Below are 25,865 nucleotides of genomic sequence, written 5' to 3'. Positions count from 1 at the left end.
CGAGTTCCCGCAGGGCATCGTCCCTGCCGGATCCAGGTGGACGGACCGGAGGTCCCTGTTGGCTTCAGATGCCGAAAAAAAGGTTGGTCCCGTCTCCTGAGCCAGACCCGACGCAAGCGGGATTGTGGTGCAGCCGCGCACGAGCGGCGACCGGATGTGAGGTTAGAGCGGACCGGTCACCGGGACGCTTGTTGCAACAGGCTCAGGCCAGTGATCCAAAAATTGAGGAGGACGACCATGGCCTGACGCTCTGACCATTCCTGACGATTGATCTGGAATGGCGACGACAAAGCGATAAGCTGGCGTCATGTACGCCGCACGAGCCAAGCGCACCTATCCTTCAATTTGGCGGGTGATCCTCGCCTTTGTAGTGGTCCCGGGCGCAGCCGCCTTGTTGATGGCTATTGCTATGCCAGCATATGAGGGCATCACCGATCCGCTCGAACGGATCTGGCGGAGCGCTGTGGCATTTGCCGTGTTTGGCGCTTACCCTCCAGCCTTTATCATCGGGCTCCCGGCGTTCTTCATGTTACGCCGACACGTCAATGCGACAATCATCAACTGCGCTGCGACTGGTGCAGTGGTCGCCGCTCTTCCCTGGCTCGTGCTCGCGTTAATAAGTCGACCGGATAATGCGAGCATTGATGGACGATCAACCGTCATCGACGGATCTTTGACTGCTTACGGATGGCTGATGAACTTCTACTACGTCGGCCAAATTGCCCTATTAGGCGCTATTGCAGGCGCGCTGTTTTGGTTCATTGCTGCGGCTGGCAGCCGAACCGGCAAGGTAGAACAGATATGATTGTGCGGAAGGAAAGAGGCTGCACGCTCTACCGCACAGCCTCTTGACCTGAGAACTCCCATGTGAGGGGCCGCGACCGGTTGGTCGCGACCCCTGGGTCAGGTGTTTTCCGGGAAGGAAATCAGAGGGTCAGGCGGACGCTCAGCTGGAACTGGCGGTCGCTCTTGAAGTAGGAGCGGGGCGCCTCGAGGCCGTCGCTGTTCAGCACGAACGACGTCTTGGTCGTCGCGTCGAGCAGGTTCTGGACCTGGATGCCGATCTTGAACTGTGGGTTGACCGTGTAGAACAGCGATGCGTCCGCCTGGCCCGTCGCGTCCGAATAGACCGGCAGGAACGGGAAGCAGCAGTCGCGGTTGGTCAGCAGATACTTCGAGCGCCAGCTATACGCGATACGGGCATAGACACCGGCCAGATCGTAGAAGGCCGAGACGTTGAAGTTGTACTTCGACAGCTGCGCGAGCGGCAGGCCGTCATAGAGGCCGGCGACGTCGAGCGGCGGACGGTTGCCGTCTTCCGGACGGTTGTCCGGCCGTGCGTTAGGCAACTGACCCGGCGAGATGTAGGTGAACGTCGCCTGCGTCCCCAGCCCGCGCAGCGCGCCCGGCAGGAAGTCGTAGGTTTGCTGGTACGAGATTTCGGCGCCCTTGATGTTGGCGGTGCCGGGAACGTTGACCGGACCGTTGATCGCGGCGGCGAAGGTCTGACCGTTGTTGGTGAAGCTGCGGCTATACCCGAAATTGTCGAGGATGATGTTCGACAGTTCCTTGTAGAATACGGCCGCGGTCAGCGAGCCGACCTTGGCGAAATACCATTCGGCGGTCAGGTCGACCTGCTTCGCATCGATCGGACGCAGGAACGGGTTCCGGGCATTGGCCGAGAAGCCATAGACGCCGGTCGTGTTTGACGCCGAGGGTGCGAGGCCAACGAAGTTGCGCAGGTCGGTGAAGCCCGGACGCGAAATCGCCTTCGACGCCGCGATACGGAACAGCAGCTGCGAGTTCGGCTGGAACTTGATGTTCAGGCTCGGCAGCCACTTGTCGAACTTCTGCGCAGCGACGTCGTTGAGCGAGCCGTTGTTCGAGAAGGCGACGATCGCCTGCTGCTGCGCCGCGGTCAGCGTACAGATCGGGCGGACGGTGCCGGTGGTGTTCGGGCTGGCGCAGAATGCCGCCACGGTCGGGAACCCGCCCAGCGTGTTGGCGATGTTCGGGAACGCCGTCGCACCGAAGGACTGGTCCTCGGTATGGACGAAGCGCACGCCGATGTTACCCGACAGGTTGGCTTCGCCGCCACCGATCTCGTCGACGCCGAAGTCGAGACGCGCATAGCCCGAATAGGTCTTTTCGGTGATGCGATAGACTTCGTTCGGCCGGAAATAGCCGTCCACGAGGTTCGCGCCGCGATCCTCCAGCGGGGTGTAGCCGCCGCCGCCCTGACGGGTCGCCGTGCGCAGCAGCGCGGTCAGCGCGTCATGGTCGGTCAGGATGTTGTCGCGGATGCCCCATGCCGTCGGCGGCTGGACCGCCTGCCCACGATAGAAGTCGGCGAAGTTCACCGGCGACATGCTGTCGCGATACTTGTCGACGGTCGCCAGCGCCGAGGTCCAGGTGTCCGACACCGCGCCCCAGTTGTTGTAGTCGTTGGCCTTCACCGTCTGGTCGCGGGTCGCATAGCGGCCACCCACGCGCACCTTGCGCAGGAACGAATCGTCCGACACGTCGTACTGCGCATCGGCGCGGAACGCCCATTCGTCGCCATCCGCATGGGTGCGATTGTTCATCGCGTCGCGGATATAGGTGTTGGTCTGGCTGGCGAAGTAATCGCGCACCGATTGGCCGTTCGCCGGGATCAGGTTGATCTGCGGCACGTCGCCGCGACCATCGATCCGCACGCCGTTGAAGTTCGCGAGTTCGACGACGTCGTCCGAATCGCGCGCCTTCGAATAGACATACTGCCCGTCGAAATTCAGGTGCAGGCGATCGGTCGGATCCCACTTCACGTTCAGCGACTGGTCCTGGGTATGACCGTTGGTCGAGAAGTAGCGGTTGCCGAGCGTGGTGTACTGGCCGCCGCCCTCGCGGATCAGCGTCCCGTTGGTGAAGATGCCGTCATCATCATAGGTCGGCGTGGTGCCGGCCGCCGGGAAGATGGCGTTGGCGTCGGCGTAATAGACATTGGGTTCGACGGTCCGGTCGAGCCAGGTCTGCGACGATTCGGCGCGCAGGAACTGCGCGGTGACCAACAGGTTGCGCGACGCGTTCTCATACTGCGCCGCCGCCGAATAACCGACACGCTTGCGGTCGAATTCCTGCATGCGCATGCCGGCACCCAGCGGCACATAGACGAGGTTGCGGCCCGACGGCACCGGATAGCGGTCGAACAGCGTCGACTGATACGGGGTGCCGGCGTTCAGCACGCGGCCTTCGCCCGCATCCTGCACGCCATTGCCGTTCTTGTCGTCGTTGTAGCGAGGCAGGAACGCCGAATAGAACACGGAGTCCGACCGGCTGCGCTGGCGGTTGTAGCTGCCGCTGGCCATGATGCCGAAACGGCCGCCGTTGTTCAGGTTCCACTGCTTCGAGAACAGGCCGACCACGGCCGGTTCGCTGCGACCGTTATAGTCGCCATAGTTCACGCTGCCCGACAGATAGATCAGCGTATCCTTGGTATCGAACGGCTTGCGGGTGTTGATGTTCACCGAACCCGAAATGCCGCCTTCGATCATGTCGGCGGTCAGGTTCTTGTACACCTCGACCGAGCCGACCAGTTCGGTCGGCACGTCGTTGAAGCCGATTTCGCGACCGCCGCCGACGCCGAAGCTGTCGCGGCCGTTGAATTCGCCGCGGACATAGGAGAGGCCGCGGATGGTGACGCCCGATCCTTCGACCGAGAAGTGCGCGGTATCGGTCGCGGCGGCGAAGCGGGTGATCGCGACGCCGGCGACGCGCTGCAGCGCTTCGTTGACCGAACGGTCGGGAAGGGCGCCGATATCTTCGGCGGTGATCGCGTCGACAACGGTGTCAGCATTGCGCTTGATCGACTGTGCGTTCGCCAGCGACTGACGCAGGCCGGTGACAACGATGTCATCTCCGTCCGTCGTAGCGGCGCCCGGGGTCTGGACGTCGGATGCCGTCACGTTCGACTGGTCGACGGTGCCCTGGTTTTCGATCGAGGTGCTGCCTGATACGGGGCGATTGCCCGCGTTGCTGCCGGCGGGAATGCCGTCGGTCTGCGGCGGAACTTCGGTCTGCGGCTTCGACGTGTCGTCGCGCGATGCCGGCGCAACCGTCGTCTGGGCCATGGCGCCGGTCGCAGCCAGCTGCACCGCCACCGTCAGCGCCAGCATCGATGCCGTCGCACCCAGCCGCTTGCGCGCCTTCAAACCGTCCATAGCAACTTGCTTATGGCGAACCACCATCACGCTTCCTCCCCTTTGTCCCTTATGGACGCGGTCAACAACCTCGCAATCGCGGGTTATCGTCCCGGTAGGACCGCGATTTCAGCAACACAACAGAAATAGTATAAATCAATTTCCCAATTGCCGATAACGTTGTCAGTGTGTCCTCACGGTGACAGATGGGCGACGGGAGCGGATGGTCGAAGGGATGGAGGATAGGTGCAATCCGGTCCGGGTCGTCGTCGTGGGCGGCGGTACGGCGGGATGGATGACGGCAGCGGGGCTGGTCGGCTTGCTGCCGGCGGCCTGCACCGTCACGCTGATCGAATCGGAAGCGATCGGCATCGTCGGCGTGGGCGAGGCGACGCTACCGCATCTGCGCCTTTATCTCGAACGACTCGGCATCGACGAGGCGGCGTTCATGGCGGCGACCGAGGCGACCTATAAGCTCGGCATCGAGTTTCGCGACTTCGGCGCAATCGGCGACCGCTATATCCATCCCTTCGGCACCTATGGCCGGCCGCTGGGGGGCGTTGCGTTCCATCATTACTGGCTGCGCCGGGCGCAGGCGGGGGCGATGCCGCCGATCGGTGTCTTTTCCGCCGGGGTAACGGCGGCCGAACAGCGCCGGTTCGAACGGCCGGGCAGCGATCCGAACGATCCGACGACCTCGTTCGGCTATGCCTATCAATTCGACGCGACCCGCTTCGCACCGTTTATGCGCGACTGGTCGGAGGCACGCGGCGCGACGCGGGTCGAGGGACGGATCGTCGCGGTCGAGCGTGACGGCGACACCGTGCGCGCCGTGACGCTGGACGATGGCCGCCGGGTCAAGGGCGACCTGTTCGTTGACTGCTCGGGGTTCCGCTCGCTGTTGCTGGGCGATGCGCTGGGGGAACCCTGGGAGGACTGGTCGCACTGGCTGCCGTGCGACCGGGCGGTGGCGGTGCCGTGTGCCAGCCCGGACGAGGTGATCGAACCTTACACGCGCGCCACGGCGATGCCGGCGGGGTGGCGCTGGCGCATTCCGCTCCGGCACCGGGTTGGCAATGGCTATGTCTATGCCAGCGGCCATGTGTCCGAGGACGAAGCCGCCGCCGCGCTGCTCGCCGGACTGGACGGGCCAGCGCTGGCCGAGCCGCGGTTCCTGCGGTTTCGTGCCGGGCGGCGGCGGCGGAGCTGGGTAGGGAATGTCGTTGCGGTCGGGCTGGCGTCGGGCTTTCTCGAACCGCTCGAATCGACCAGCATCTATTTGGTGCAGGCGGCAATCACGTCGCTGATCGAGCATTTTCCCGATCGCCGGGTGACCGATGTCGATCGCGACGGGTTCAACGCGGCGATCGATGCCGAATATGACCGCATCCGCGACTTCCTGATCCTGCATTATCACGCGACGACCCGCGCCGATTCGCCCTTCTGGAACCACGTCCGCACCATGGCGATCCCCGAAACGCTGGCGGATAAGCTGGCGCTGTGGCGGGGGAGCGCGCAGGTGTCGAAGTACAGCCACGGCCTGTTCCTCGAACCGAGTTGGGTCGCGGTCTATCTGGGGCAGGGGGTGGTCCCGGACGGCTGGGACCCGCGCGCCGATTTGCCTGATGCTGCCGGGCTGGACCGGGCTTTGGGGTCGCTGGCCCGGGCGATCGCCGATCGGGTGGCGGCGATGCCGACCCATGACGCGGCGCTGGAGCGACTGGCATGAACGTGCGCGCGGGCTTGCGATCGGTCGCGGTGGTCGGCGGCGGGCCGGTCGCGCTGGTGAGCGCGGTGGCGGTGAAACAGGCATTGCCGGCGGCGGAGGTGACGTTGGTGCCGGCCCCGGTCCCGGCCGATGCGCTGGCCGACCGCTTCCCGCTGGCGCTGCCGTCGGTCCATGACGTGCTGGCGCGGATCGGCATGCCGCCCGACCTGCTGCTGGCGCGCGGTGTCGCCCGGCCGCGCTATGCCAGCGTTTTTGCCGACTGGAGCCGCGACGGTGCGGACTGGATGGTCGGCGACGATGCCGCCGCGACGCTGGCCGAGGGGCGCCTGTCCGCGCTGTGGCTGCGCGCGCGCGACGCGCGCGAGCGGGTGCCGCCGTTCCACGCGCTCAACCCCGCCTGCGTCGTGGCGGCGGCAGGAATCGCCGACCCGCGCGTCGAGCCGGCGCTGCATCTCGATCCTGCCCGCATGGCACAGGCGCTGGCGTCGATCGGCGGACAGGCCGGGGTGCGCTTTGCGGCACCCCTTGCCGGTGTAGAGGCAGACGACGCCATCCGGCTGCAGGACGGCACGCGCGTCGCCGCCGACCTGCTGATCGACGCCAGCGGCCCCGCGCGCCTGCTGTGCAGCGACCGCGCGTTCGAGGATTGGCGTGACGCTTTGCCTGCCGACCACGTCTCCTTCGCCCCGAGCGACGACGACCCCGGCACGACCGACCGCTACCGCGCGACCGCCAAGGGCTGGCACGCGATCTGGCCCGGCGTCCGTGTCGAAACCGGCGGCGAAGGCATCGCCATCGCGCCCGGCCGCCTGACCGCCCCCTTCGCCGGCCGGATCGTCGCGCTGGGCGATGCGGCGGTGCAGCCCGGCCCGCTCGGCCGCGCTGGCTTCACCCTCGCGCTCGGCCAGCTCGCGCTGCTGCTCGAACTGCTCCCCGCACGCGATCCCGAGCCGTTGTTGCAGGCCGAATATAACCGCCGCGCGGGGCTGCAGGCTGGTCGGATGCGCGACTTTCTCGGGCTGCACTATCATGGCGGCGGACGTACCCGGGGATCCTTTTGGCACCGCCTGCGCGACAACAGCCGCCCTGCATCGCTCGACCGCCTGCTCGCCCAGTTCGCGCGGCGGGGGCAGGTGGTGGCGGCGGACGAGGAACTGGTCCAGCGCGACGCGTGGACCGCGGTGCTGCTGGGGCAGGGGATCCGGCCCGAGCGGCCCGATCCGATCACGCTGTCGGTCGCACCGGCCGACGCCGCCCGCCTGCTCGAAACCCTCGCCGCGCGCCTTGCCGCACTGAAAGACATCGCATGACCGACCCCATCGCCCATGTCGTCATCGTCGGCGGCGGCACCGCCGGCTGGATGACCGCCGCCGCCGCCGGCCGCTTCCTCGACGACGGGCAGCGCCGCATCACGCTGGTCGAATCCGACGCGATCGGCACGGTCGGAGTGGGCGAGGCGACGATCCCGTCGATCCTCAATTTCAACAAGCTGCTCGGCATCGACGAGGCGGAGTTCCTGCGCGAGACGAAGGGCAGCTTCAAGCTCGGCATCGAGTTCGCCGGCTGGCACCGCCCCGACAGTGGCTATTTCCACCCCTTCGGCAGCTTCGGCCGCGATATCGAGGGGATCAATTTCCACCAGCTGTGGCTCAAGCTCCGCGGCCAAGCCGGCATCGGCCCGATCGCCGATTATTCACCGAGCACCGTCGCCGCCCGCGCCGCCGCCTTCGGCCCGCCGGTCGGCGATCCGCGCTCGCCGCTGTCGGGCATGGCCTATGCCTATCATATCGACGCCACGCTCTATGCCGCGTTCCTGCGCCGTCGGGCCGAGGCCGACGGCGTCGCACGGGTCGAAGGGCGCATCGTCTCAGTCGAGCGCGCCGACAACGGCGATGTCGCGGCGGTGGTGCTGGACGATGGCCGCCGGATCGCGGGCGACCTGTTCATCGACTGCTCGGGCTTTCGCTCGCTGTTGCTCGGCGACACGCTGGGCGTGGGATTCGAGGACTGGTCGCACTGGCTACCCTGCGACCGCGCCATCGCGGTGCCGACCGAACGGACCGAGCCATTGCTGCCCTATACCCGCGCCACCGCGCATGTCGCCGGGTGGCAATGGCGCATCCCGCTGCAGCATCGCACCGGCAACGGCGTGGTCTATTGCAGCCGCTTCCTAAGCGACGACGCAGCAGAACGACTGCTGCTCTCCCGCCTCGATTCCGCCCCGACCGCGGCACCCCGCCGCCTGTCGTTCACCGCCGGACAGCGCCATCGGATGTGGGAGGGCAATGTCGTCGCCATCGGCCTGTCGGGCGGGTTCCTAGAACCGCTCGAATCGACCAGCATCCATTTGATCCAGCAGGGCATATCCAAGCTGTTCGCGCTGTTCCCCGACCGCAGCTTCTCAACTGTCGAGCGCAACGAATATAACCGGCAGATGGCGGACAATTACCGTTCGATCCGCGACTTCATCATCCTGCATTACCACGCGACGGCACGCGACGATTCCCCCTTTTGGGACCATGTTCGCACGATGGACGTGCCCGACAGCCTGACGCGAAAGCTCGACCTGTTCCGGCACAAGGGCCGCGTGTTCCGCTATGAGGACGAGCTGTTCGCGATGCCCAGCTGGGTCGCGGTGCTGCTGGGGCAGGGGGTCGATCCGGTCGGCCACGACCCGGTCGCCGATGCGCTGGACGAGGAGCGGCTGGCCGGTGCCCTTCGCCAGATGCGCAGCGCCACGGCGGCGGCGGTCGCCGCCCTGCCGTCGCATGGCGCGGTGCTGACGCGGTTGGGGTGATGACCCGCTTCTTCGTCATTCCCGCCTGTGCAGCAATGACGAGCGGGGCCCCTCAACCCCCCAGCATCTGCCGCAGATACCCCCGTATCCGCGCATCGCGCTCCGGCCCCGGCGCCCCCAGCACCCCGCGCGCCTCGACCGGCAGGTGATCCGCCACCGCCGGCGCGTCGTCGCCGAAGACATAATGGTCGAACCATGTCCTGAGCGCCGCACGCTCCGCTGCCGGCCGGTCGCGTACCGCGAGGATCGCATGGACCAGCGCGAGGAACGGCGCATCGGGGGTGCCGCGCGTCCACCAGTAATTGACCAGCACGTTCAGCGCGCCGGTCGCGCGAATCTCATGCCACCACAAGGTCGGGATCAGGATCGCATCCCCCGGTCCCAGATCGGCGACGATCGCCTGACCCTGCGCCTCGGCAAAGCGCGGAAAGCGCGCCGGGTCGGGCCGCTCGATATCGACCATCGTCGCCGGCTGGCCCGCCATGGTGACGTCGAGCGGGCCGATATACAGATTGGCGATCTGTTCGGGCGGGAACAGCACGACGCGCCGCCGCCCGGCGACCACCACCGCGACATTGCTTGCCATGTCGAAATGCGCCGACACCCGGCTGCCATTGCCGATCCACAGCCGCGCGGTGGCGTCGCCGGTCGGCAACGGGAGGACATTGTCGCGGGTCCAGCCGGGGAAATGATCCTTCGCCGCGCTTGCCCCGGCATAGAAGGCGGGCGGAGTGGTTTCGCTCGCCGCCTGTTGCAGCGCGTCGAGCAGCACCGGCAGCGGAATGTTGCCGCGTTCGAAATTGAACCCGCGCATGTCGTCGCGGTAGAAGAAACGCCCGTCGATGGCAGGCGGACCGGCGAACAGCCCCAGCGGCTTGCCCCCGTCGAAGCGCCGCAGATAGGCCGCCATCGCCGCCGCCCCTGCGCCCCCCCGCCACCACCGCCGCCAGTCGGCGACCAGGCCGCGCAGCACCACCGGGCGCGCCGCATCGAGCAATGCATCGAACCCGGCGGCATCCGTCGGAATCGCCGCTTCGGTCACGCGGTCGGCCTTGTCGATCCAGTCGCTCATCTTCTTCTTCCGTCACCCGTCTTTTCCGCTGGACGGGCGGTGCGTGCCAGCTATGCGCGGCAAAAGACACCGTTTTTGTGGCGCAGCCTGCGCGCCGGCTGGAGGAGACGTCGATGCCCCTGTTCCTGTTCCGCGCGGGCCTGCCGCTGATGCTGGTGCTGGGTGCTGCCGCTGCGCCGGCGCAGACCCCCGCCGATCTCGCGCTGCGCCCGCTGCCCGCCGATGCCCCCGCCGGCCGCGCGCTACCGTTACGCATCGGTGGCCGGGTGGTCGCAGGGGAGGGCAATCTGGCGCGCTATCGCCGGCAATGGCCCGGCACCTATTTCGAAGGCAGCTTTCAGGGGCCGGCGGTCGATGTCGCGGTGGGGCCGGGCGAGGTATCGCTGCGCGTCCGCATCGACGACGCCGCCCCCGTCGCGCTGGTCCGGCCCGCGCCCGGCCGCTACCGGGTGAAGGCGAACGGGCCGGGGCGCCACCGCGTCCGCGTCGATGTGGTCAGCGAATCGCAGGCCGGCGCCACTGCGTTCGGCGGCCTGTTCGCGCCCGCCGGATCGACCCCGCTCGCCGCCCCGGCCGTCCGGGCGCGCGCGATCGAATTCATCGGCGATTCGCACACCGTCGGCTATGGCAACGCCTCACCCACCCGCGACTGTACCGAGGGGCAGGTGTGGGAGACGACCGATACGTCGCAAGGCATCGCCGGGCAATTGTCGCGCCGCTACGGTGCGGCCTACCAGGTCAACGCCATTTCCGGGCGCGGGATCGTGCGCAACTATGGCGGGTTCGCCGCGCCGACCGTGCCCGAGGCTTATCCATACGCGCTGTTCGACGGAAAGACGCCCGCCGACGATGCCGACTGGCAGCCGCAGGTGATCGTCATTGCGCTCGGCACCAACGACTTTTCCACCCCGCTGAAACCGGAGGAGCGCTGGAAGAGCCGCGACGCGCTCCATGCCGATTACGAAAACCGCTATGTCCGCTTCGTGCAGGACCTGCGCCGCCGCAGCCCGCAGGCGTTCTTCGTGCTGTGGGCGACCGATCTGGCCGGGGGCGAGATCGCACGCGAAGTCGGCAAGGTCGGCGACAAGCTGCGCGCGGCCGGCGAAACCCGCCTCGCGGTGGTGCCGGTGACGGGGCTGAGCTTCGGTGGTTGCCACTTCCACCCGAACGTCGCCGACGACACGAAGATCGCCGACGCCATCGGCAAGGCGATCGACGGCCGCAAGGGCGTGTGGGCGCGGTAAATACTGGGCGTCACCCCAGCGAAGGCTGGAGTCTCCAGCGGCTCCTGCGCCGTGCTGCCACCGGGAGATCCCAGCCTTCGCTGGGATGCCGTCCGGTCAATATTGATTGGACGCCAGCGTCGGTAGAAGCGGGACCCCGGATCAAGTCCGGGGTGACGAAAGGTCGATGGCCAACCCTAAGGATTCAACCGCACCATCGCCACGCCATGCGGCGCGACTTCCGCGCTGTACCGCCGCGCCATCCGGCCCAGATCCTTGTGCGTCCACAGGTCACGCGCCTTCAACCGGACGTCGGCGGGCAGGCCCAGCGTCGTCCACTCGGCGGTGATCCGCGCCGGCGTCTCGCCCCGGTTCCACAACAGCAAAGTACGCCCGCCATCGGCCATCTGCTTGACCCACACCTCGCTGGTGCCGTCGCGCGCCACGCGGCGACCCTGCTGGCCCAGCCTGTCCTGATCCACTGCGATCACCTCGCGGTTGAGCAGGATGTCGCGCGTCGCCTGGTTCATGGTCGCCACGTCGTTGCCCGCGATCAGCGGTGCGGCCATCATCGCCCAGAGCGAGAAATGCGCACGATATTCGGTGTCGGTCAGGCCGCCATTGCCGACTTCGAGCATGTCGGGGTCGTTCCAGTGGCCTGGTCCGGCATAGGGCCAGAGCGGCTCGTTCATGTCGACGATCGACGCCACGCCCCAGCTGTAATTATGTTTACCGGTCCATTTGTCGGTGATGTCGCCGGTCGTGCGCCACATATTGCCGATCTTCTGGCCCCACAGCCACGGCCGGTTGTTGCCCCATTCGCAGATCGAGAACAGGATCGGCCGGCCGCTCGCCTTCAGCGCGTCGGCCATGGTGGCATAGGCTTCCTCGGCATTGCGGACCCCGGTCGAGCACCAGTCGTATTTCAGGTAATCGACCCCCCAGCGGGCATATTGGATCGCGTCCTGATACTCATGCCCCTGGCTGCCGGGCCGACCGCCGCACGTCTTGGTGCCGGCATCCGAATAGATGCCGAACTTCAGCCCCTTGCTATGGATATAGTCGCCCAGCGCCTTCAGTCCGCTCGGGAAGCGCTCGCGATCCTCGGTGATGAAGCCGTTGGCGTCGCGCATCCCATGCCAGCAATCGTCGATCACGACATATTCATAGCCCGCTTCCCGCATGCCGTTCGATGCGATGGCGTCGACGGTGGCGCGGATGACCTTTTCGTTCACGTTGCAGGCGAACTTGTTCCAGCTGTTCCACCCCATCGGCGGCGTCTGCGCCAGGCCGTTGGGAATGCGCTTGTGGTCCTTCGACGGGGCCAGCGTGTTGGGATCGGTGTCCAGCACCTCCTGCGCTGCGGCCGGCTGAACGGCGCACACTCCCGCGCAGAGCATGGCGAGGATGGTCGAAAAACGTGCCGGCATCTGCCTCTCCTTGACCCATGACGCAGTCGTCCGGATTTATGCAATCAATTTATCTTATTAATCTGACTGCGTTGTCAATGGCGCGCGACGAACGGCGCTCGGGCATGAGTGCATAGCCGCGCGTTATGGGCGTCCTCGAACTGTCACGGGCTCGTTACGCCCCCGTCATCGCCGCTGCGTAGCGACGTTCGAGCGAACGGCATGGGGGCGAACATGGATCGGCGCAGTTTCACGAAGCGGACGGGGTGGTTGATCGCGGCGGCGACCAGCGGGTTGCTGGTCGGGTGCGACGATGGCGGCAGCGGGCTGATCGCCGGGCCGGCACCGATGCCCACTCCCACGCCGACCCCGACCAGCGCGGCGCTGCCGACCGAGACGTTCGTCGCCGAGCCGCTGGTGCTGACCGAACCGTTCCTGCAACTGCCGACCACCGATTCGGTGCGGGTGGTGTGGTTCACCGAATTCCGGGGCAGGGACCATGCCGTCCGCTACGGCAGCGGGTTCGGGCAGCAGGTGCTGGCGACCTCGACCAAATTGTCGCGGATGTATGAGGATGCCAGCTCGACCGTTACCGGCCGCAGCTATGCGGGGCTGACCCAGCGCGACATCTGGCGGCACGAAGCGGTCGTCACCGGCCTGTCGGCATCGGCCGGGCGGCAGCGCTATGTCGCGATCAGCAGCGACGGCAACAAGACGATGCGCAGCAGCGAAGGCACGCTGCAACCGCTGCCGGCGGCGGGACAGGCGACGCGGTTCCTGCTGACGTCGGACCTGCAGCTCAAGAAGATGGCGTCGGCCAATTACGAACGCGTGGCGGAGACGCTGGCGCCGATCGACGTCGTGCTGTTCGCAGGCGATCTGGTCAACGTGCCCAACCGGGCGTTGGAATGGTTCGACAATGGCACGCTCAACCTGCCGCCGTTCTTCGGCGCGTTGCAGGGGACGATGCGCAAATGGCAGCCGGCATCGACCTATACCGGCGGGCCGCTGCTCCAGAGCGGAGTGATCTATCCGATCCTCGGCAACCACGAATATTCGGGGCGGTGGAACCCGGCGAACAACCTGAACGCCATGTTCAACGATCCGCAGCCGCGCTGGTATGCCGAGCTGCGCTATGACCGCGTCGCGGCGACGGTGAACCCGTCGGGCGACGCCGCGATCCGCGAACGCTGGATCCAGGACAATAGCTACGAGACGATTTCCTACGAGGAGATCTTCACCCTGCCGCAGGGGCCGGAGGGCGGGCGCTATTATGCGCAGCGGATCGGCGACACCTTCCTGATCGCGATGGACGGCAACCGCATCTGGCGCAGCTGGACCGCCAACAGCCGCGGCAAGCTGACCGAGGCGACGGCGGCGATCAACGATCCGTCCGCCTGGGGCTTCGGCGATTTCCAGTTCCATCCCTTTGCGCGAGGATCACGGCAATATCAGTGGTTGCAGGAAGTGCTGGCCAGCGACGCCTTCCGTTCGGCCAAGTACAAGATCGTGCTCGTCCACCAGTCGGTGTTCGGCCTCGGCGACAATGCCACGCCGGTCATGGCGCAGACCGAGGCGACGTTCGAGTACACTGACGCGACCGGTGCGATCCGCACCATGGGGCCGTTCGCCTTCCCGATCGACCGCGCGACATGGAACGGGCAGATTCAGCCGGTGCTGGACGCCGGGCGGATGCGCTACGTCAAATATGACTATCCGCTGTCGAATGACCTGTGGCGAAGCGATATCGAACCGCTGCTGACCGCGGCGGGGGTGCAGCTGGTGCAGGTCGGCCATTCGCATCTGTGGTGCCGCAGCAAGGTCGGCAACATGCACTATATCGAGACGTCGAACGTCGGGAACAGCTATGGCGCCTATGTCAGCAACCTGTCGCCGCGCCGTTCGGGTCCGCCGACCGAGGCGCAGGTTGCCAGCCTTACCTCGCTGCGCTGGAACCCCGACGATTACCCGCGCGAGGACGATCCCCACGACCGGCCGATGGCGCTGCCGACCTTGCGCAACCCGCAGGTCGAGCTGGCCGGCGCGACGCAGAACGTGCCGTTCCTGACCAGCAACGACATCACCGCCTATACCGTGTTCGATACTGCGACCGGACTGGTCACCTCCTATGCGTTCGACACGCGTTATCCGGCGCGCGATCCGATCAAGTTCGATGAGTTCAAGCTGGGGTAGGGGTGATTGCCCGCGCTTCCCGTCATTCGGGCGGGTCGATGCCGAACAGCCGGTCGACGAGCCGCTGCACCAGCGGCACGACCAGCAGCGAGGCGGGAAGCGCGGTCATGAAGCCGATCGGTGCGCCCTGAACGAACGCGTCCCAAAAGCCCGCAGGCCCCACCCGAACCAGCGCGCTGACCGCGCCGATCAGTGAGGAAAAGATCAGTGCGTTGATGACCGAAGAGGTCAGGCGGTAGCGAAAGCGCGACCGGACCTTCACCGTCTCTTGCGCGCGGGCCGGGGGAGAGGTGTCGTTCATCGCAGCCCCAAGCGACCGCGCCGGAATCTGGTTCCGGCGATTGCCCGCTGGGTACGGCTATGCCAGAAGCAATAAAATTACACGCGGATGAGTCGGCGACAGACCAGCCACCGCGAGCCGACAGGAGAGACTATGCGGGTCATCGATCATGTGATCGCGGGCGAAAAGACGGCAACGGACGGCGCGACGGGCGCGGTGTTCGATCCCAATCGCGGCGAGGTGCAGGCGCATGTCCGCCTCGGCACCGCCGCCGATCTCGACCGCGCGGTGGCGGCGGCGCAGGCCGCGCAGCCCGGCTGGGCCGCGACCAACCCGCAAAAGCGCGCCCGCGTGCTGTTCGCGTTCAAGCAGCTGGTCGAAGCGAACATGCAGGAGCTGGCCGAACTGCTGTCGAGTGAGCATGGCAAGGTGATCGCCGACGCCAAAGGCGATATCCAGCGCGGCCTCGACGTCATCGAATTCGCCTGCGGCGTGCCGCATTTGCTGAAGGGCGATTACACCCAGGGCGCCGGGCCGGGGATCGATGTCTATTCGATGCGGCTGCCCGTGGGTATCGGTGCGGGCATAACCCCGTTCAACTTCCCGGCGATGATCCCGATGTGGATGTTCGGCGTCGCCATCGCGTGCGGCAATGCCTTCATCCTGAAACCCAGCGAGCGTGACCCATCGGTGCCGGTGCGCCTCGCTGAACTGATGCTGGAGGCGGGCGCCCCGGAGGGCATCCTGCAGGTCGTGCATGGCGACAAGACGGTGGTCGACGCAATCCTCGACCATCCGGCGATCGGCGCGGTCAGCTTCGTCGGGTCGTCCGACATCGCCCATTATGTCTACAAGCGCGGCGTCGCGGCGGGTAAGCGCGTGCAGGCGATGGGCGGGGCCAAGAACCACGGCATCGTCATGCCCGACGCCGATCTCGACCAGGTGGTTGCCGATCTGGCCGGTGCGGCGTTCGGATCGGCGGGCGAGCGCTGCATGGCGTTGCCGGTCGTGGTGCCGGTCGGCGACAAGACCGCCGAGGCACTACGGGAGAAGCTGATTCCCGCCATCGCCGCGCTGCGCGTCGGGGTGTCGACCGATGCCGAGGCGCATTACGGCCCGGTGGTCAACGCCCAGCACAAGGCGCGGGTCGAAGGCTGGATCGCCAAGGGTGTCGAGGAAGGCGCCGAACTGGTGGTCGACGGACGCGGGTTCAGCCTGCAGGGCCATGAGCGCGGCTTCTTTATCGGCCCGACGCTGTTCGACCATGTCACGCCGCAGATGGAATCGTATCGCGAGGAAATCTTCGGCCCCGTCCTTCAGATCGTCCGCGCGAACGATTTTGAAAGCGCCGTACGCCTGCCGAGCGAGCATCAGTACGGCAACGGCGTCGCGATCTTCACCCGCAACGGCCACGCCGCGCGCGAATTTGCGGCCCGCGTGAATGTCGGGATGGTCGGCATCAACGTGCCGATCCCGGTGCCGGTCGCCTATCACAGCTTCGGCGGGTGGAAGCGCAGCGCGTTCGGCGACGTGAACCAGCATGGCGAAGAAGGCGTGCGTTTCTGGACGAAGGTGAAGACGATCACCCAGCGCTGGCCCGACGGATCGGCGATGGGCACCCAGGCCGAGGACGGCGCGGCGGCGCGGACGCAGGATGCGTTCGTCATTCCCACGATGGGGTGAAGATGGTCGGTCACGTGCGTCCCGACATCGCCTCTCCCCGTCACCCCGGGCTTGACCCGGGGTCCCGCTCCTTCTGCGGCGGACGAGAAAAAGCGGGACCCCGGATCAAGTCCGGGGTGACGAGAAGGGGGGCTAATCGCACCATGTCGACTGGTCACGCTGTGCCCGAGGGGATTGCTAAGATGCTGCGACGTCTGATCATGGCCATGCTGATGGTGCTGGCGACGGCCGTCCCCGCCATCGCCCAGAAACGTATCGCGCTGACCTTCGACGATGCGCCGCGCTCACGCGGACCGTTTCTGACGCCCGACGAACGGACCGAGCGGATCATCGCCGGGCTGCGCGAGGCGAAGGTGCGGCAGGCCGCCTTCTTTGTCGTGCCGGGCAATCTGGCGACGCCGGACGGGGTGGGGGGCGAGCGGCGGATCGCGGCCTATGTCCGGGCGGGGCACGTCATCGCCAACCACAGCTTCAGCCACCCCGCGCTCAAGTCGATGACGGCCGAGGCCTATCTCGCCGATATTGATCGGGCGAGCGGCTGGCTGATGGGCCGCCGGGGGCTGCGTCCATGGTTCCGCTTTCCCTTCCTCGATGAAGGCGGCACCGACAAGGCGAAGCGCGATGCGGTTCGCGCCGGACTTGCCGCGCGCAAGCTGTCGAACGGCTATGTCACGGTCGACGGGTCGGACTGGAACATCGAAAACCTGACCGCCGACGCGCGCAAGGTGGGCAAGCCGATCGACATGGCCGCCCTGCGCGACCTCTATGTGGAGACTCATGTCCAATCCGCCGAGTTTGCCGACGCCCTCGCCCGCAAGGCACTGGGGCGGCAGCCGGTGCAGGTGATGCTGCTGCACGAAACCGACCTTGCCGCCTATTGGATCGCCGACCTGGTCGCCGGGCTGCGGGCGAAGGGATGGGAGATCGTGACCGCCGACGCGGCCTATCGCGACCCGATCGCGAAGGCGCAGCCCGATACTCCGTCGGCACAGGGCAACCGGCTGGAGGCGATGGCGTGGGAAAAGGGCGTGCCGGCGCCGCGCTGGTACGAGCGCAACACGCTGTCGATCGCCGACCCCCTCTATCGGCAGCGCGTGCTGCACGAGGCGAAGTGACGGCGCGGCGACACACTGCCTCCACTTCGCCCTATGAGGCCGCGATCGGCTTTGCCCGGGCGGTGCGTGTCGGCGACCGCATCCTCGTATCAGGTACGGCTCCGGTCGAGGCCGATGGCAGCAGCACGCCGGGTGACGCAACGCGACAGGCGGAACGCTGCTTCGCGATCATCGCGCAGGCGATCGAGCAACTGGGCGGGCGGATCGACGATGTGGTCCGCACGCGCATGTATCTGACCGACCCGGCCGATGCCGATGCGGTGGGGCGGGTGCATGGCAGGATTTTCGGCAGCGTGCGGCCTGCCGCGACGATGCTGGTTGTGGCAGCGCTCCTCCGCCCCGAATGGCGCGTGGAGATCGAGGCCGAAGCGATAATGGAGAGTGAAGCGTGACCCAGTTCGATTTGACCGACGACCAGCGCGAAATTCAGGAGCTGGCCCGCCGGTTCACGGCGGATGCGATCACGCCCCATGCCGCCGAATGGGACGAAAAGCACATCTTCCCGCGCGACACGATCAAGGCGGCGGCGGAGCTGGGCTTCGCGGCGATCTATGTGTCAGAGGAATCGGGCGGCATCGGGCTTGGCCGGATGGAATCGGCGCTGATCATGGAGGCGATGGCCTATGGCTGTCCGTCGACCTCCGCGTTCATTTCGATCCACAACATGGCGGCGTGGATGCTCGATGCGTTCGGGTCGGCCGAGCTCAAGGCGCGCTTCCTTCCCGACCTCGTGACCATGGACAAGCTCGCCAGCTATTGCCTGACCGAGCCGTCGTCGGGATCGGACGCCGCGGCGCTGAAGACCAAGGCGCTGCGCGATGGCGACGACTATATCGTCACCGGTACCAAGCAGTTCATCTCCGGCGCGGGCGACAACGACGTCTATCTCGTGATGGTCCGCACCGGCGGTGAGGGGCCGAAGGGTATTTCGTGCCTGCTGATCGAAAAGGACATGCTGGGCGTCTCGTTCGGCGCGAACGAACGCAAGCTCGGTTGGCATTCGCAGCCGACGCGCGCGGTGATCCTCGATCAGGTCCGCGTGCCGGCAACCAATATGGTCGGTGCCGAGGGGCAGGGTTTCTCGATTGCGATGCAGGGGCTGGACGGCGGGCGCCTGAATATCGGTGCCTGCTCGCTGGGCGGGGCGCAACGCTGCCTCGACGAGGCGCTCGCCTATACCAAGGCGCGCCAGCAGTTCGGCAAGCCGATTGCGGACTTCCAGAACACGCAGTTCACGCTGGCCGACATGGCGACCGAATTGGAGGCCGCCCGCGCGCTGCTCTATACCGCCGCGGCCAAGGTGACCGCCAACGCACCCGACAAGACGCGCTTCGCCGCGATGGCGAAACGCTTCGCCACCGACACGGGATCGAAGGTGGTCGATCAGGCGCTGCAGTTGCATGGCGGCTATGGCTATCTGATGGACTATCCGATCGAACGCTTCTGGCGCGACCTGCGCGTCCATTCGATCCTCGAGGGCACGAACCAGGTGATGCGGATGATCGTCGGGCGGGACCTGCTGAAATGAGCGACGTGCTGACCATGGTCGACGGCCATGCCGGCCGGATTCGGCTGAACCGGCCCAAGGCGCTGCATGCGCTGAACCACGCGATGTGCGACGCCATGCTCGCCGCGCTGGAGCAGTGGCGCGACGATGCCGACGTCCATGCGATCCTGATCGATCATGCCGAGGGACGCGGCTTTTGTGCCGGCGGCGATATCCGCATGATCGCGGAAAGCAGCGCGGGGGATGGCGTCTCCGCGCGCGCCTTCTTCGCGACCGAATATCGGCTGAACCACCGGCTGTTCACCTATGCCAAGCCGACCGTGGCGTTCATGGACGGGGTGACGATGGGCGGCGGGGTCGGCATTTCGCAACCGTGCAAGTTGCGGGTCGCGACCGAGAACAGCCGTTTCGCCATGCCGGAAACCGCGATCGGCCTGTTCGCCGATGTCGGGGGCGGCTGGTATCTGTCGCGCCTGCCCGGGCGCATCGGGCAGTATCTCGCGCTGACCGGTGCGCGGCTGGACGGGGCGGAGATGCTGGCGCTGGGGCTGGCGACGCATCTGCTGCCGGCCGAGACGCTGGATGCGGTCAAGCAGGCGATTGCCGCTGATCCGATGGCGGCGGAGGCGATCCTGTCCGGCCATGCGATGTCGCCGGGGGATGCGCCGATTCTCGCGCAGCGCGAGGCGATCGACAGGCTGTTCGCCAGCGACGATTTCGAGGAAGTGCTGGCGGCGCTGGAAGCCGATGGATCGGACTGGGCGGCCAAGCAGCTGGAGACGCTCCGCGGGCGGTCGCCGTTGTCGTGCAAGGTGTCGCTGAAGCTGCTGCTTGACGGTGCGACCATGCCGACCTTCGAGGACGAGATGCGGCAGGAATATGCCGTCGTTACCCGCATCGTACAGCGTCCCGACATTGTCGAGGGCGTCCGCGCGGTGATCATCGACAAGGATCACGCACCCAAATGGGACCCGGCCACGCCGGACGCGGTCAGCGTCCATATGATCGACCGCATCTTCGCGCCGCTAAGTGCGGATGACGAATGGCAACCGCAATGACTTGTCCGTCATTCCGGCGAAGGCCGGAATCCATTGTGTCGGAAGGCAGCGATTCTATCGACGACGTTGCCTGTCCATGGATTCCGGCCTGCGCCGGAATGACGATCCGTTAGGAGCTTCCATGTCCGACTATGAAACCATCCTCGTCGAGCGCCGCGATGCGGTGACGCTGGTGACGCTGAACCGGCCGCAGGCGCTGAACGCCCTGAATGCGCAGATCCTGTCCGAACTGCTCGACGCCATGCGCGCCTTCGATGCCGATCCGACGCAGGGCTGCGCGGTCATTACCGGCTCAGCGAAGGCGTTTGCGGCCGGCGCGGATATCAAGGAGATGCAGGAAATGGACTTCGCGGCCATGTATGGCGGCGACCATTTCAGCGGCTGGGACGCCTTCACCCGTACCCGCAAGCCGATCATCGCGGCCGTCGCCGGCTTTGCGCTGGGCGGCGGGTGCGAGTTGGCGATGATGTGCGACTTCATCCTGGCCGCCGACACCGCGAAGTTCGGCCAGCCCGAGATCAAGCTGGGCGTGACGCCGGGCATGGGGGGATCGCAGCGCCTGGCGCGGGCGGTTGGCAAGGCGAAGGCGATGGAAATGTGCCTGACCGGGCGGATGATCGGCGCGGAGGAAGCGGAACGCTGCGGCCTCGTCGCGCGCATCCTGCCCGCCGACGATCTGGTCGAGGAAGCGGTGAAGACTGCCCAGACGATCGCCGCCATGGCCCCGCTGGCGGTCAAGGCGAACAAGGAAATGGTCAACGCCGCGTTCGACACGACGCTCTCGCAGGGCGTCCAGTTCGAACGCCGCCTGTTCCATGGGCTGTTCGGCACGGCGGACCAGAAGGAAGGCATGACCGCCTTTGTCGAGAAGCGCCCCGGCAACTGGACCGGGCGGTAGGAGAGCACGCAATGGCACGCATCGGCTTTATCGGCCTCGGCAATATGGGCTGGGGCATGGCGGCCAATCTGGCGAAGGCGGGGCATGACGTCCGCGCGTTCGACCTGTCCGCCGAGGCGCTGGCGCGCGCGAAGGCGGCGGGATGCTTGGTCGTAGCCGATGCGGTGGAGGCCGCCAGCGGTGCGCAGGCGGTGGTGACGATGCTGCCCGCCGGTGCCCATGTCGCGCAAATCTATGACGATGCGCTGTTCGATGCGGTCGATACCGGCGCGGTGCTGATCGATTGTTCGACGATCGATGTCGATACCGCCCGGAAGGTCGCCGAAGCCGCCCGGACGAAGGGGCTGCACGCGGTCGACGCGCCGGTATCGGGTGGGATCGCTGCCGCCAATGCCGGCGCGCTGACCTTCATGGTCGGCGGGAGCGATACGGCCTTTGCCAAGGCCGAACCGTTCCTGTCCGACATGGGCAAGGCGGTAATCCTTGCGGGGACAAGCGGCGCGGGCCAGGCCGCCAAGATGTGCAACAACATGCTGCTCGGCGCGTCGATGATCGCGACCTGCGAGGCGTTCGCGCTGGCGGAGAAACTGGGGCTGGACCCGCAGACCTTCTACGACATTTCGTCGGTCAGTTCGGGCCAGTGCTGGTCGATGACCAGCTATTGCCCGGTCGCGGGCGTGGGGCCGGAAACGCCCGCCGATCGCGGGTTTCAGGGCGGGTTCGCCGCCGCGCTGATGCTCAAGGACCTGCGGCTCGCCATGCAGGCGGCGGCGGGGGCAGGCGCCGACACGCCGATGGGCGCGCGTGCCGCCGAACTCTATGCCCGCTTCGTGGAGGACGGCAACGCCGCGACCGATTTCTCCGGGATCATCCAGGCGCTGCGACAGGGCGCGGCTTGACGGCAGCGCGGCGATCCGCTTGGAACGCCCCTTGCCTGCGGACGTGGCGAAATCGGTAGACGCAGCGGACTTAAAATCCGCTTCCCATCGGGAGTGCGGGTTCGACCCCCGCCGTCCGTACCAGCGGTTTTCCGCTGTTTTTGCGGTTAGGCAGCTTTATTAAAGGCATCGGTTTCGGGAACCGGTGGTAATTCTGGTGTAACGGCGGTGGGGGTCGAATCGAGTACGCTAGAGTTTGATCCATCTAAGCTGACGCGTACCCGCTGTTGCTGAGATAGTTGGCGCATTCGTGAGGTGGGAAGGCATCGAGGAGGGAGCCGATCTGCTTCCATGTCGCCTCGACCGATCGGGTGTTGGCCTTGCGGAGCAGCGTCTTGAGCTTGGCGAAGACCTGCTCGATGGGGTTGAGGTCGGGCGAGTAGGGCGGCAGGAACAGGAGCCTGGCGCCGACGGAGCGGATGAGCTGCCGCACGGCCTTGCCCTTGTGGCTGCCCAGATTGTCCATGACGACGATATCGCCGGGCGAGAGGGTCGGCAGCAGGAACTGCTCGACATAGCCGGTGAAACTCTCGCCGTTGATGGGGCCGTCGAGCACGAGCGGCGCGTCGATCCGGTCGCAGCGGAGCGCCGCCAGGAAGGTCAGCGTGCGCCAGTGGCCGTGCGGCACCTTGTCGACCAGCGGCAGGCCGCGAGCGCACCAGCCGCGCAGGCGCGTCATGTTGGTCTTGGCCCAGGTTTCGTCGATGAAGACGAGGCGGCGGGGATCGATCCGGCCTTGATACTTGCGCCATTGTGCGCGGCGCCTGGCAACCGCGGGCCGGTCCTGCTCGCGGGCGATCAGCGTCTTTTTTTGAACGTGATCCCGGCCTCGCGCACGATCCGCCACACCGAACCGTAGCTCGTCACCACACCGCGTTCACCCAGTTCCGCCACCAGCGCGCGCAGCGTGACGTCCGGCTTGGTCGCCAGCCGCTCCAGCAGCCACGCGCGCTCGGCCGCCAGCGAACGTGGCTGCTTGCGTCCCGGCGGCCGGGCCGCGGCGCTGCCCGTTGCCCGGCGGCGCTGAGACCACTTCACCGCACTCGATACGCTGACGCCGAACAGCTCGGCTGTCGCCCGACACGACCGGCCATTCAGTACCGACACCGCTACCCGCTCACGCAGATCATCCGAATAGGCTCGACCCACAGCTGCCGACCTCCGCACGGCCAGCAGCTTGAATCAGACTTCTTGCGCCGTGTGAATCCCCCTTCGATTCAACCCAGACGATTCAGACTCTAATCGCATTGTCGATATGGGTGCCGTGAATGTGGACGTATCGCATGACCATACCCAAGGTTTTGTGCCCACTGATTTGTTGAATTGTCGGTAGATCGATGCCCGCTTGGGCCAGTTGGGAAATGACGGTATGTCGCATGACGTGCGGCGTTACCCGCTGGGGACATAGGCCAGCCCGTTCGACAGCCCGCTTGAACTGCTTTGCCATGCTAAGGCGATGCGTTGCGTCCTTAGCATTGCGCTGCGACGGAAAGACCCATCCTGATTTGTCCTGCGCTCGCTCGCGGGCAGCGGCAATGATAGCGGCGAGGCTTCGCGTAATGGGCTGCTGACGCGGTCCGGCTTTCGCCCTCGCGAGGTAGATACGCCGCGCATTGAAATCGATCTGATCGTAACGGATGCCGAGGATTTCGCTATGACGCATAGCTGTACCCAAGCCCAATTCCACAAATAGGTGCAGCAATCCGTCTTGATCCCCAATCGCCGCATGCCGCAGCGCCGTTGCGTCAGCGTCGCTTAGGACCGTAATCGCTTTGGGTGGTTCGGCACCCTTGGACACCAATGGAGTATCCTCCGCCTTGATCCACTTCCATTCAATCATGCGTTTGAAGAGATGGGAAAGGGTGGCAAGTTCGCGGTTCACCGTGGCCTGTGCAGCGCCCGTGGAGAGGCGATCCCGCACATAGCTTTGCACCATCTGCGTGGTGATTTTGTCCGCCCGGTTTTTACGGAATGCCGGAATCAAATGCGTGACAAGCTGTCGGCGTTTCGCAGTCAGGTTCTTTCCTGTGCCCTGTTCCAACCCTTCAAGGTAGCCCGTGGCAGCTTCCTCGAACATGCGGTGCGTCTTTCGACCTGTCGGCAAGCCAAGGCGATCTTCGCGAGCGCGGGTGCGAAGCAGTTCGATAGCGTCCTCCGCCTGCTGACGGGTGACGCCCTCGCTTGCCTTCCCTATGGCGCGGTGAATCCGAAGCCCGTCCACCATGATGTTCACGGCGTATCGGACATCACCGCCCTTCAACCCGGTCGCCGTGATGCCGTGTTCGGTGATGGACGCGCCAACCGTCAGTTCCTTGATCTTCGCCCGCGTCAGCTTTCTGAATTTTATAGCCATAGCAACTCCGTTCGTGGACGAAGATGGCGCAAATTCCGTATAAGTCAACGATTCGCTTGATCGCGGACAAAAGGCAGAAACTTTAGACAACAGAAACAAAATAGCTGAATTAGAATTATAGGATAGAAGTACTAATTTTCGTTATGTTGTAAAAGTAATATCGAGTATCTTTCAGTTTGTCTGTTTAAATTGGGCGTGTCCGCGGTATGTGCGGGTTGACATCGGAAATCGTAGCGCTATCTGGGCCAAAATTGGCGATTGAGAGGTTGTGGCTATGCCGAAGATTGGTTTGTCGGATGCTGTGCAGGGCACCGAGGGGCGGCTGACGCGCGCCGAAGCAGCCCAATATCTAGGGTCAGGACTCGTTGATTACAGCCAGAAGATGATGGTGGCAGCGAGGGCGATGGCGGAGAAGAAGGCGGTCGGGCAGCGATCGTAGCGGGTTGCGACGCGGCGCCAGTCCTTGAGGCGGCCAAACATGATCTCAATGCGGCTGCGGCGCCGGTATCGGCGCTTATCGTATCGGACCGGCTCGTTGCGGGATTTGCGACCCGGTATGCAGGGCTCAATGCCCTTGGCCTGGAGAGCGTCGCGGAACCAGTCGGCGTCGTAGCCGCGATCACCGAGCAGCCACTGTGCCGCAGGCATGTCATCAAGCAGCGCGGCCGCCCCGGTGTAGTCGCTGACCTGGCCCGCGGTCATGAAGAAGCTCAAGGGCCTCCCGTTCGCGTCGGCGATGGCATGGAGCTTTGTGTTCATGCCGCCTTTGGTGCGGCCGATAAGGCGGCCGAGATCCCCTTTTTAACCCGCAGGCTTGATGCCATGCGGTGCGCCTTCAGGTAGGTCGCGTCGATCATCACGGTCTTGGGCTCCGCATCGACCGCCGCCAGCCCCTCCATCATGCGCGTGAATACGCCTCGCTCGCCCCAGCGCTTCCACCGGTTATACAGCGTCTTGTGAGGACCATACGCGCTTGGCGCGTCTCGCCAGCGCAGCCCGTTGCGGTTGACGAAGACGATGCCGCTGAGCACCCGCCGGTCATCGACACGCGGCTTGCCGTGGCTCTTGGGAAAGAACGGCCGCAGCCGCTCGATCTGCTCGTCCGTCAGCCAAAAAAGGTCGCTCATTCGGGTCTCCTCGCAGAGCCTGAATCAGATCGCGATCCTCATATCAATGGGTCCTGACCCTAACGAGGAGACGGGGCGTTCCGTCTGCAAAAGACAGCGGATCAGTGCAACCGTTAGATCGTCAATTCGCAGGGCGGTACCCGGCAAATGCGAAATAGGTGAGACACGCCATCGTCTCGCGTGCAGGCAACCGTAGGGCGTCCGTGGTGGTAATTCCGGTGTAACTATGTTCGCAATTCGCCGCAAACGACCGCAAAAACCTCGAAGCGTTTTGATCCCCGTTCGGTGCTTAAACTATAGATAACACG

Annotated in this window: 20 protein-coding genes and 1 tRNA gene; 14 read left to right on the top strand and 7 right to left on the bottom strand. The window is 65.7% G+C overall.

Annotated features, from left to right (window positions below; genetic code table 11):
• Nucleotides 1-307: 307 nt before the first annotated feature.
• Nucleotides 308-805 carry a hypothetical protein gene (locus PPZ50_RS16290; protein ID WP_018250504.1) on the top strand — a complete coding sequence of 166 codons (498 nt, stop codon included), beginning with the start codon at nt 308-310 and terminating at the stop codon, nt 803-805.
• 121 nt (nt 806-926) lie between these two features.
• Here PPZ50_RS16290 and PPZ50_RS16285 read toward each other — a convergent pair whose 3' ends face one another.
• Nucleotides 927-4,196, bottom strand: coding sequence for a TonB-dependent receptor (locus tag PPZ50_RS16285; protein ID WP_272815521.1), 3,270 nt, complete (start codon nt 4,194-4,196; stop codon nt 927-929).
• 214 nt (nt 4,197-4,410) lie between these two features.
• Between PPZ50_RS16285 and PPZ50_RS16280 the strand changes: the two genes are divergently transcribed.
• The 3 genes from PPZ50_RS16280 to PPZ50_RS16270 are packed head-to-tail and all read left to right on the top strand — an operon-like array spanning nt 4,411 to nt 8,701.
• The gene (locus PPZ50_RS16280; RefSeq protein WP_272815520.1) at nt 4,411-5,904 is read left to right on the top strand and encodes a tryptophan halogenase family protein; all 1,494 of its coding nucleotides are present in this window, start codon (nt 4,411-4,413) and stop codon (nt 5,902-5,904) included.
• Nucleotides 5,901-7,214, top strand: coding sequence for a tryptophan 7-halogenase (locus PPZ50_RS16275; protein WP_272815519.1), 1,314 nt, complete (start codon nt 5,901-5,903; stop codon nt 7,212-7,214). Before PPZ50_RS16280 ends, PPZ50_RS16275 begins: the two co-directional genes overlap by 4 nt.
• The gene (locus PPZ50_RS16270) at nt 7,211-8,701 is read left to right on the top strand and encodes a tryptophan halogenase family protein (protein WP_272815518.1); all 1,491 of its coding nucleotides are present in this window, start codon (nt 7,211-7,213) and stop codon (nt 8,699-8,701) included. The genes PPZ50_RS16275 and PPZ50_RS16270 overlap by 4 nt, the downstream gene beginning before the upstream one ends.
• Before the next feature lie 52 nt (nt 8,702-8,753).
• Here PPZ50_RS16270 and PPZ50_RS16265 read toward each other — a convergent pair whose 3' ends face one another.
• The gene (locus PPZ50_RS16265; protein ID WP_272815517.1) at nt 8,754-9,773 is read right to left on the bottom strand and encodes a cupin-like domain-containing protein; all 1,020 of its coding nucleotides are present in this window, start codon (nt 9,771-9,773) and stop codon (nt 8,754-8,756) included.
• Between the two features lie 77 nt (nt 9,774-9,850).
• Here PPZ50_RS16265 and PPZ50_RS16260 point away from each other — a divergent pair, with 77 nt between their 5' ends.
• Complete coding sequence (locus PPZ50_RS16260; protein WP_272815516.1) at nt 9,851-11,017, top strand: SGNH/GDSL hydrolase family protein; 1,167 nt, start codon at nt 9,851-9,853, stop codon at nt 11,015-11,017.
• A 176-nt stretch (nt 11,018-11,193) separates the two neighbouring features.
• Here PPZ50_RS16260 and PPZ50_RS16255 read toward each other — a convergent pair whose 3' ends face one another.
• Nucleotides 11,194-12,426, bottom strand: a complete 1,233-nt coding sequence (locus PPZ50_RS16255; RefSeq protein WP_272815515.1) for a glycoside hydrolase family 27 protein — start codon at nt 12,424-12,426, stop codon at nt 11,194-11,196.
• Between the two features lie 213 nt (nt 12,427-12,639).
• On the opposite strand from PPZ50_RS16255, the gene PPZ50_RS16250 reads away from it, so the two are divergent.
• On the top strand, nt 12,640-14,598 hold the full coding sequence (locus PPZ50_RS16250) for a metallophosphoesterase (protein ID WP_272815514.1): 1,959 nt from the start codon (nt 12,640-12,642) through the stop codon (nt 14,596-14,598).
• A 22-nt stretch (nt 14,599-14,620) separates the two neighbouring features.
• On the opposite strand, the gene PPZ50_RS16245 is transcribed toward PPZ50_RS16250, so the two are convergent.
• The gene (locus tag PPZ50_RS16245) at nt 14,621-14,899 is read right to left on the bottom strand and encodes a DUF2798 domain-containing protein (RefSeq protein ID WP_066691389.1); all 279 of its coding nucleotides are present in this window, start codon (nt 14,897-14,899) and stop codon (nt 14,621-14,623) included.
• Nucleotides 14,900-15,031: 132 nt separating this feature from the next.
• Here PPZ50_RS16245 and PPZ50_RS16240 point away from each other — a divergent pair, with 132 nt between their 5' ends.
• The 8 genes from PPZ50_RS16240 (at nt 15,032) to PPZ50_RS16205 (ending at nt 22,161) form a co-directional block, all read left to right on the top strand.
• Nucleotides 15,032-16,561, top strand: coding sequence for a CoA-acylating methylmalonate-semialdehyde dehydrogenase (locus PPZ50_RS16240; RefSeq protein ID WP_272815513.1), 1,530 nt, complete (start codon nt 15,032-15,034; stop codon nt 16,559-16,561).
• Between the two features lie 182 nt (nt 16,562-16,743).
• On the top strand, nt 16,744-17,676 hold the full coding sequence (locus PPZ50_RS16235; protein ID WP_272815512.1) for a polysaccharide deacetylase family protein: 933 nt from the start codon (nt 16,744-16,746) through the stop codon (nt 17,674-17,676).
• Nucleotides 17,673-18,068, top strand: a complete 396-nt coding sequence (locus PPZ50_RS16230) for a RidA family protein (protein ID WP_272815511.1) — start codon at nt 17,673-17,675, stop codon at nt 18,066-18,068. Before PPZ50_RS16235 ends, PPZ50_RS16230 begins: the two co-directional genes overlap by 4 nt.
• Entirely contained in the window at nt 18,065-19,204 is a 1,140-nt protein-coding gene (locus tag PPZ50_RS16225; protein WP_272815510.1) for an acyl-CoA dehydrogenase family protein, read from the top strand. Before PPZ50_RS16230 ends, PPZ50_RS16225 begins: the two co-directional genes overlap by 4 nt.
• Nucleotides 19,201-20,241, top strand: a complete 1,041-nt coding sequence (locus PPZ50_RS16220) for an enoyl-CoA hydratase/isomerase family protein (protein ID WP_272815509.1) — start codon at nt 19,201-19,203, stop codon at nt 20,239-20,241. Before PPZ50_RS16225 ends, PPZ50_RS16220 begins: the two co-directional genes overlap by 4 nt.
• A gap of 121 nt (nt 20,242-20,362) precedes the next feature.
• The gene (locus PPZ50_RS16215; RefSeq protein ID WP_272815508.1) at nt 20,363-21,139 is read left to right on the top strand and encodes an enoyl-CoA hydratase; all 777 of its coding nucleotides are present in this window, start codon (nt 20,363-20,365) and stop codon (nt 21,137-21,139) included.
• An 11-nt stretch (nt 21,140-21,150) separates the two neighbouring features.
• Complete coding sequence (gene mmsB, locus PPZ50_RS16210; RefSeq protein WP_272815507.1) at nt 21,151-22,038, top strand: 3-hydroxyisobutyrate dehydrogenase; 888 nt, start codon at nt 21,151-21,153, stop codon at nt 22,036-22,038.
• 37 nt (nt 22,039-22,075) lie between these two features.
• Nucleotides 22,076-22,161 (top strand) — tRNA-Leu (locus PPZ50_RS16205).
• Nucleotides 22,162-22,282: 121 nt separating this feature from the next.
• Here PPZ50_RS16205 and PPZ50_RS16200 read toward each other — a convergent pair.
• The 3 genes from PPZ50_RS16200 to PPZ50_RS16190 form a co-directional block, all read right to left on the bottom strand.
• A protein-coding gene (locus PPZ50_RS16200) for an IS630 family transposase (protein ID WP_272815506.1) occupies nt 22,283-23,226 on the bottom strand; the annotation gives its coding sequence in 2 pieces (ribosomal slippage) (nt 22,283-22,890 and nt 22,890-23,226; 945 coding nt in all).
• Nucleotides 23,227-23,308: 82 nt separating this feature from the next.
• Nucleotides 23,309-24,430: a tyrosine-type recombinase/integrase gene (locus PPZ50_RS16195; protein WP_272815505.1), complete on the bottom strand. Its 1,122-nt coding sequence runs from the start codon at nt 24,428-24,430 to the stop codon at nt 23,309-23,311.
• A 369-nt stretch (nt 24,431-24,799) separates the two neighbouring features.
• Nucleotides 24,800-25,557, bottom strand: a protein-coding gene (locus PPZ50_RS16190) for an IS5 family transposase (protein WP_272815504.1) whose coding sequence is annotated in 2 segments (ribosomal slippage) — nt 24,800-25,224 and nt 25,224-25,557 — 759 coding nt in all. Because the reading frame shifts where the segments join, the coding sequence is not laid out codon by codon here.
• Nucleotides 25,558-25,865: the final 308 nt, after the last annotated feature.

The organism is Sphingomonas hankookensis (genome assembly GCF_028551275.1).
In the GTDB taxonomy this organism is placed as follows: domain Bacteria; phylum Pseudomonadota; class Alphaproteobacteria; order Sphingomonadales; family Sphingomonadaceae; genus Sphingomonas; species Sphingomonas hankookensis_A.
The sequence above is the reverse complement of the archived record's forward strand: the minus strand, read 5'-3'. Positions and strand labels throughout refer to the sequence as shown.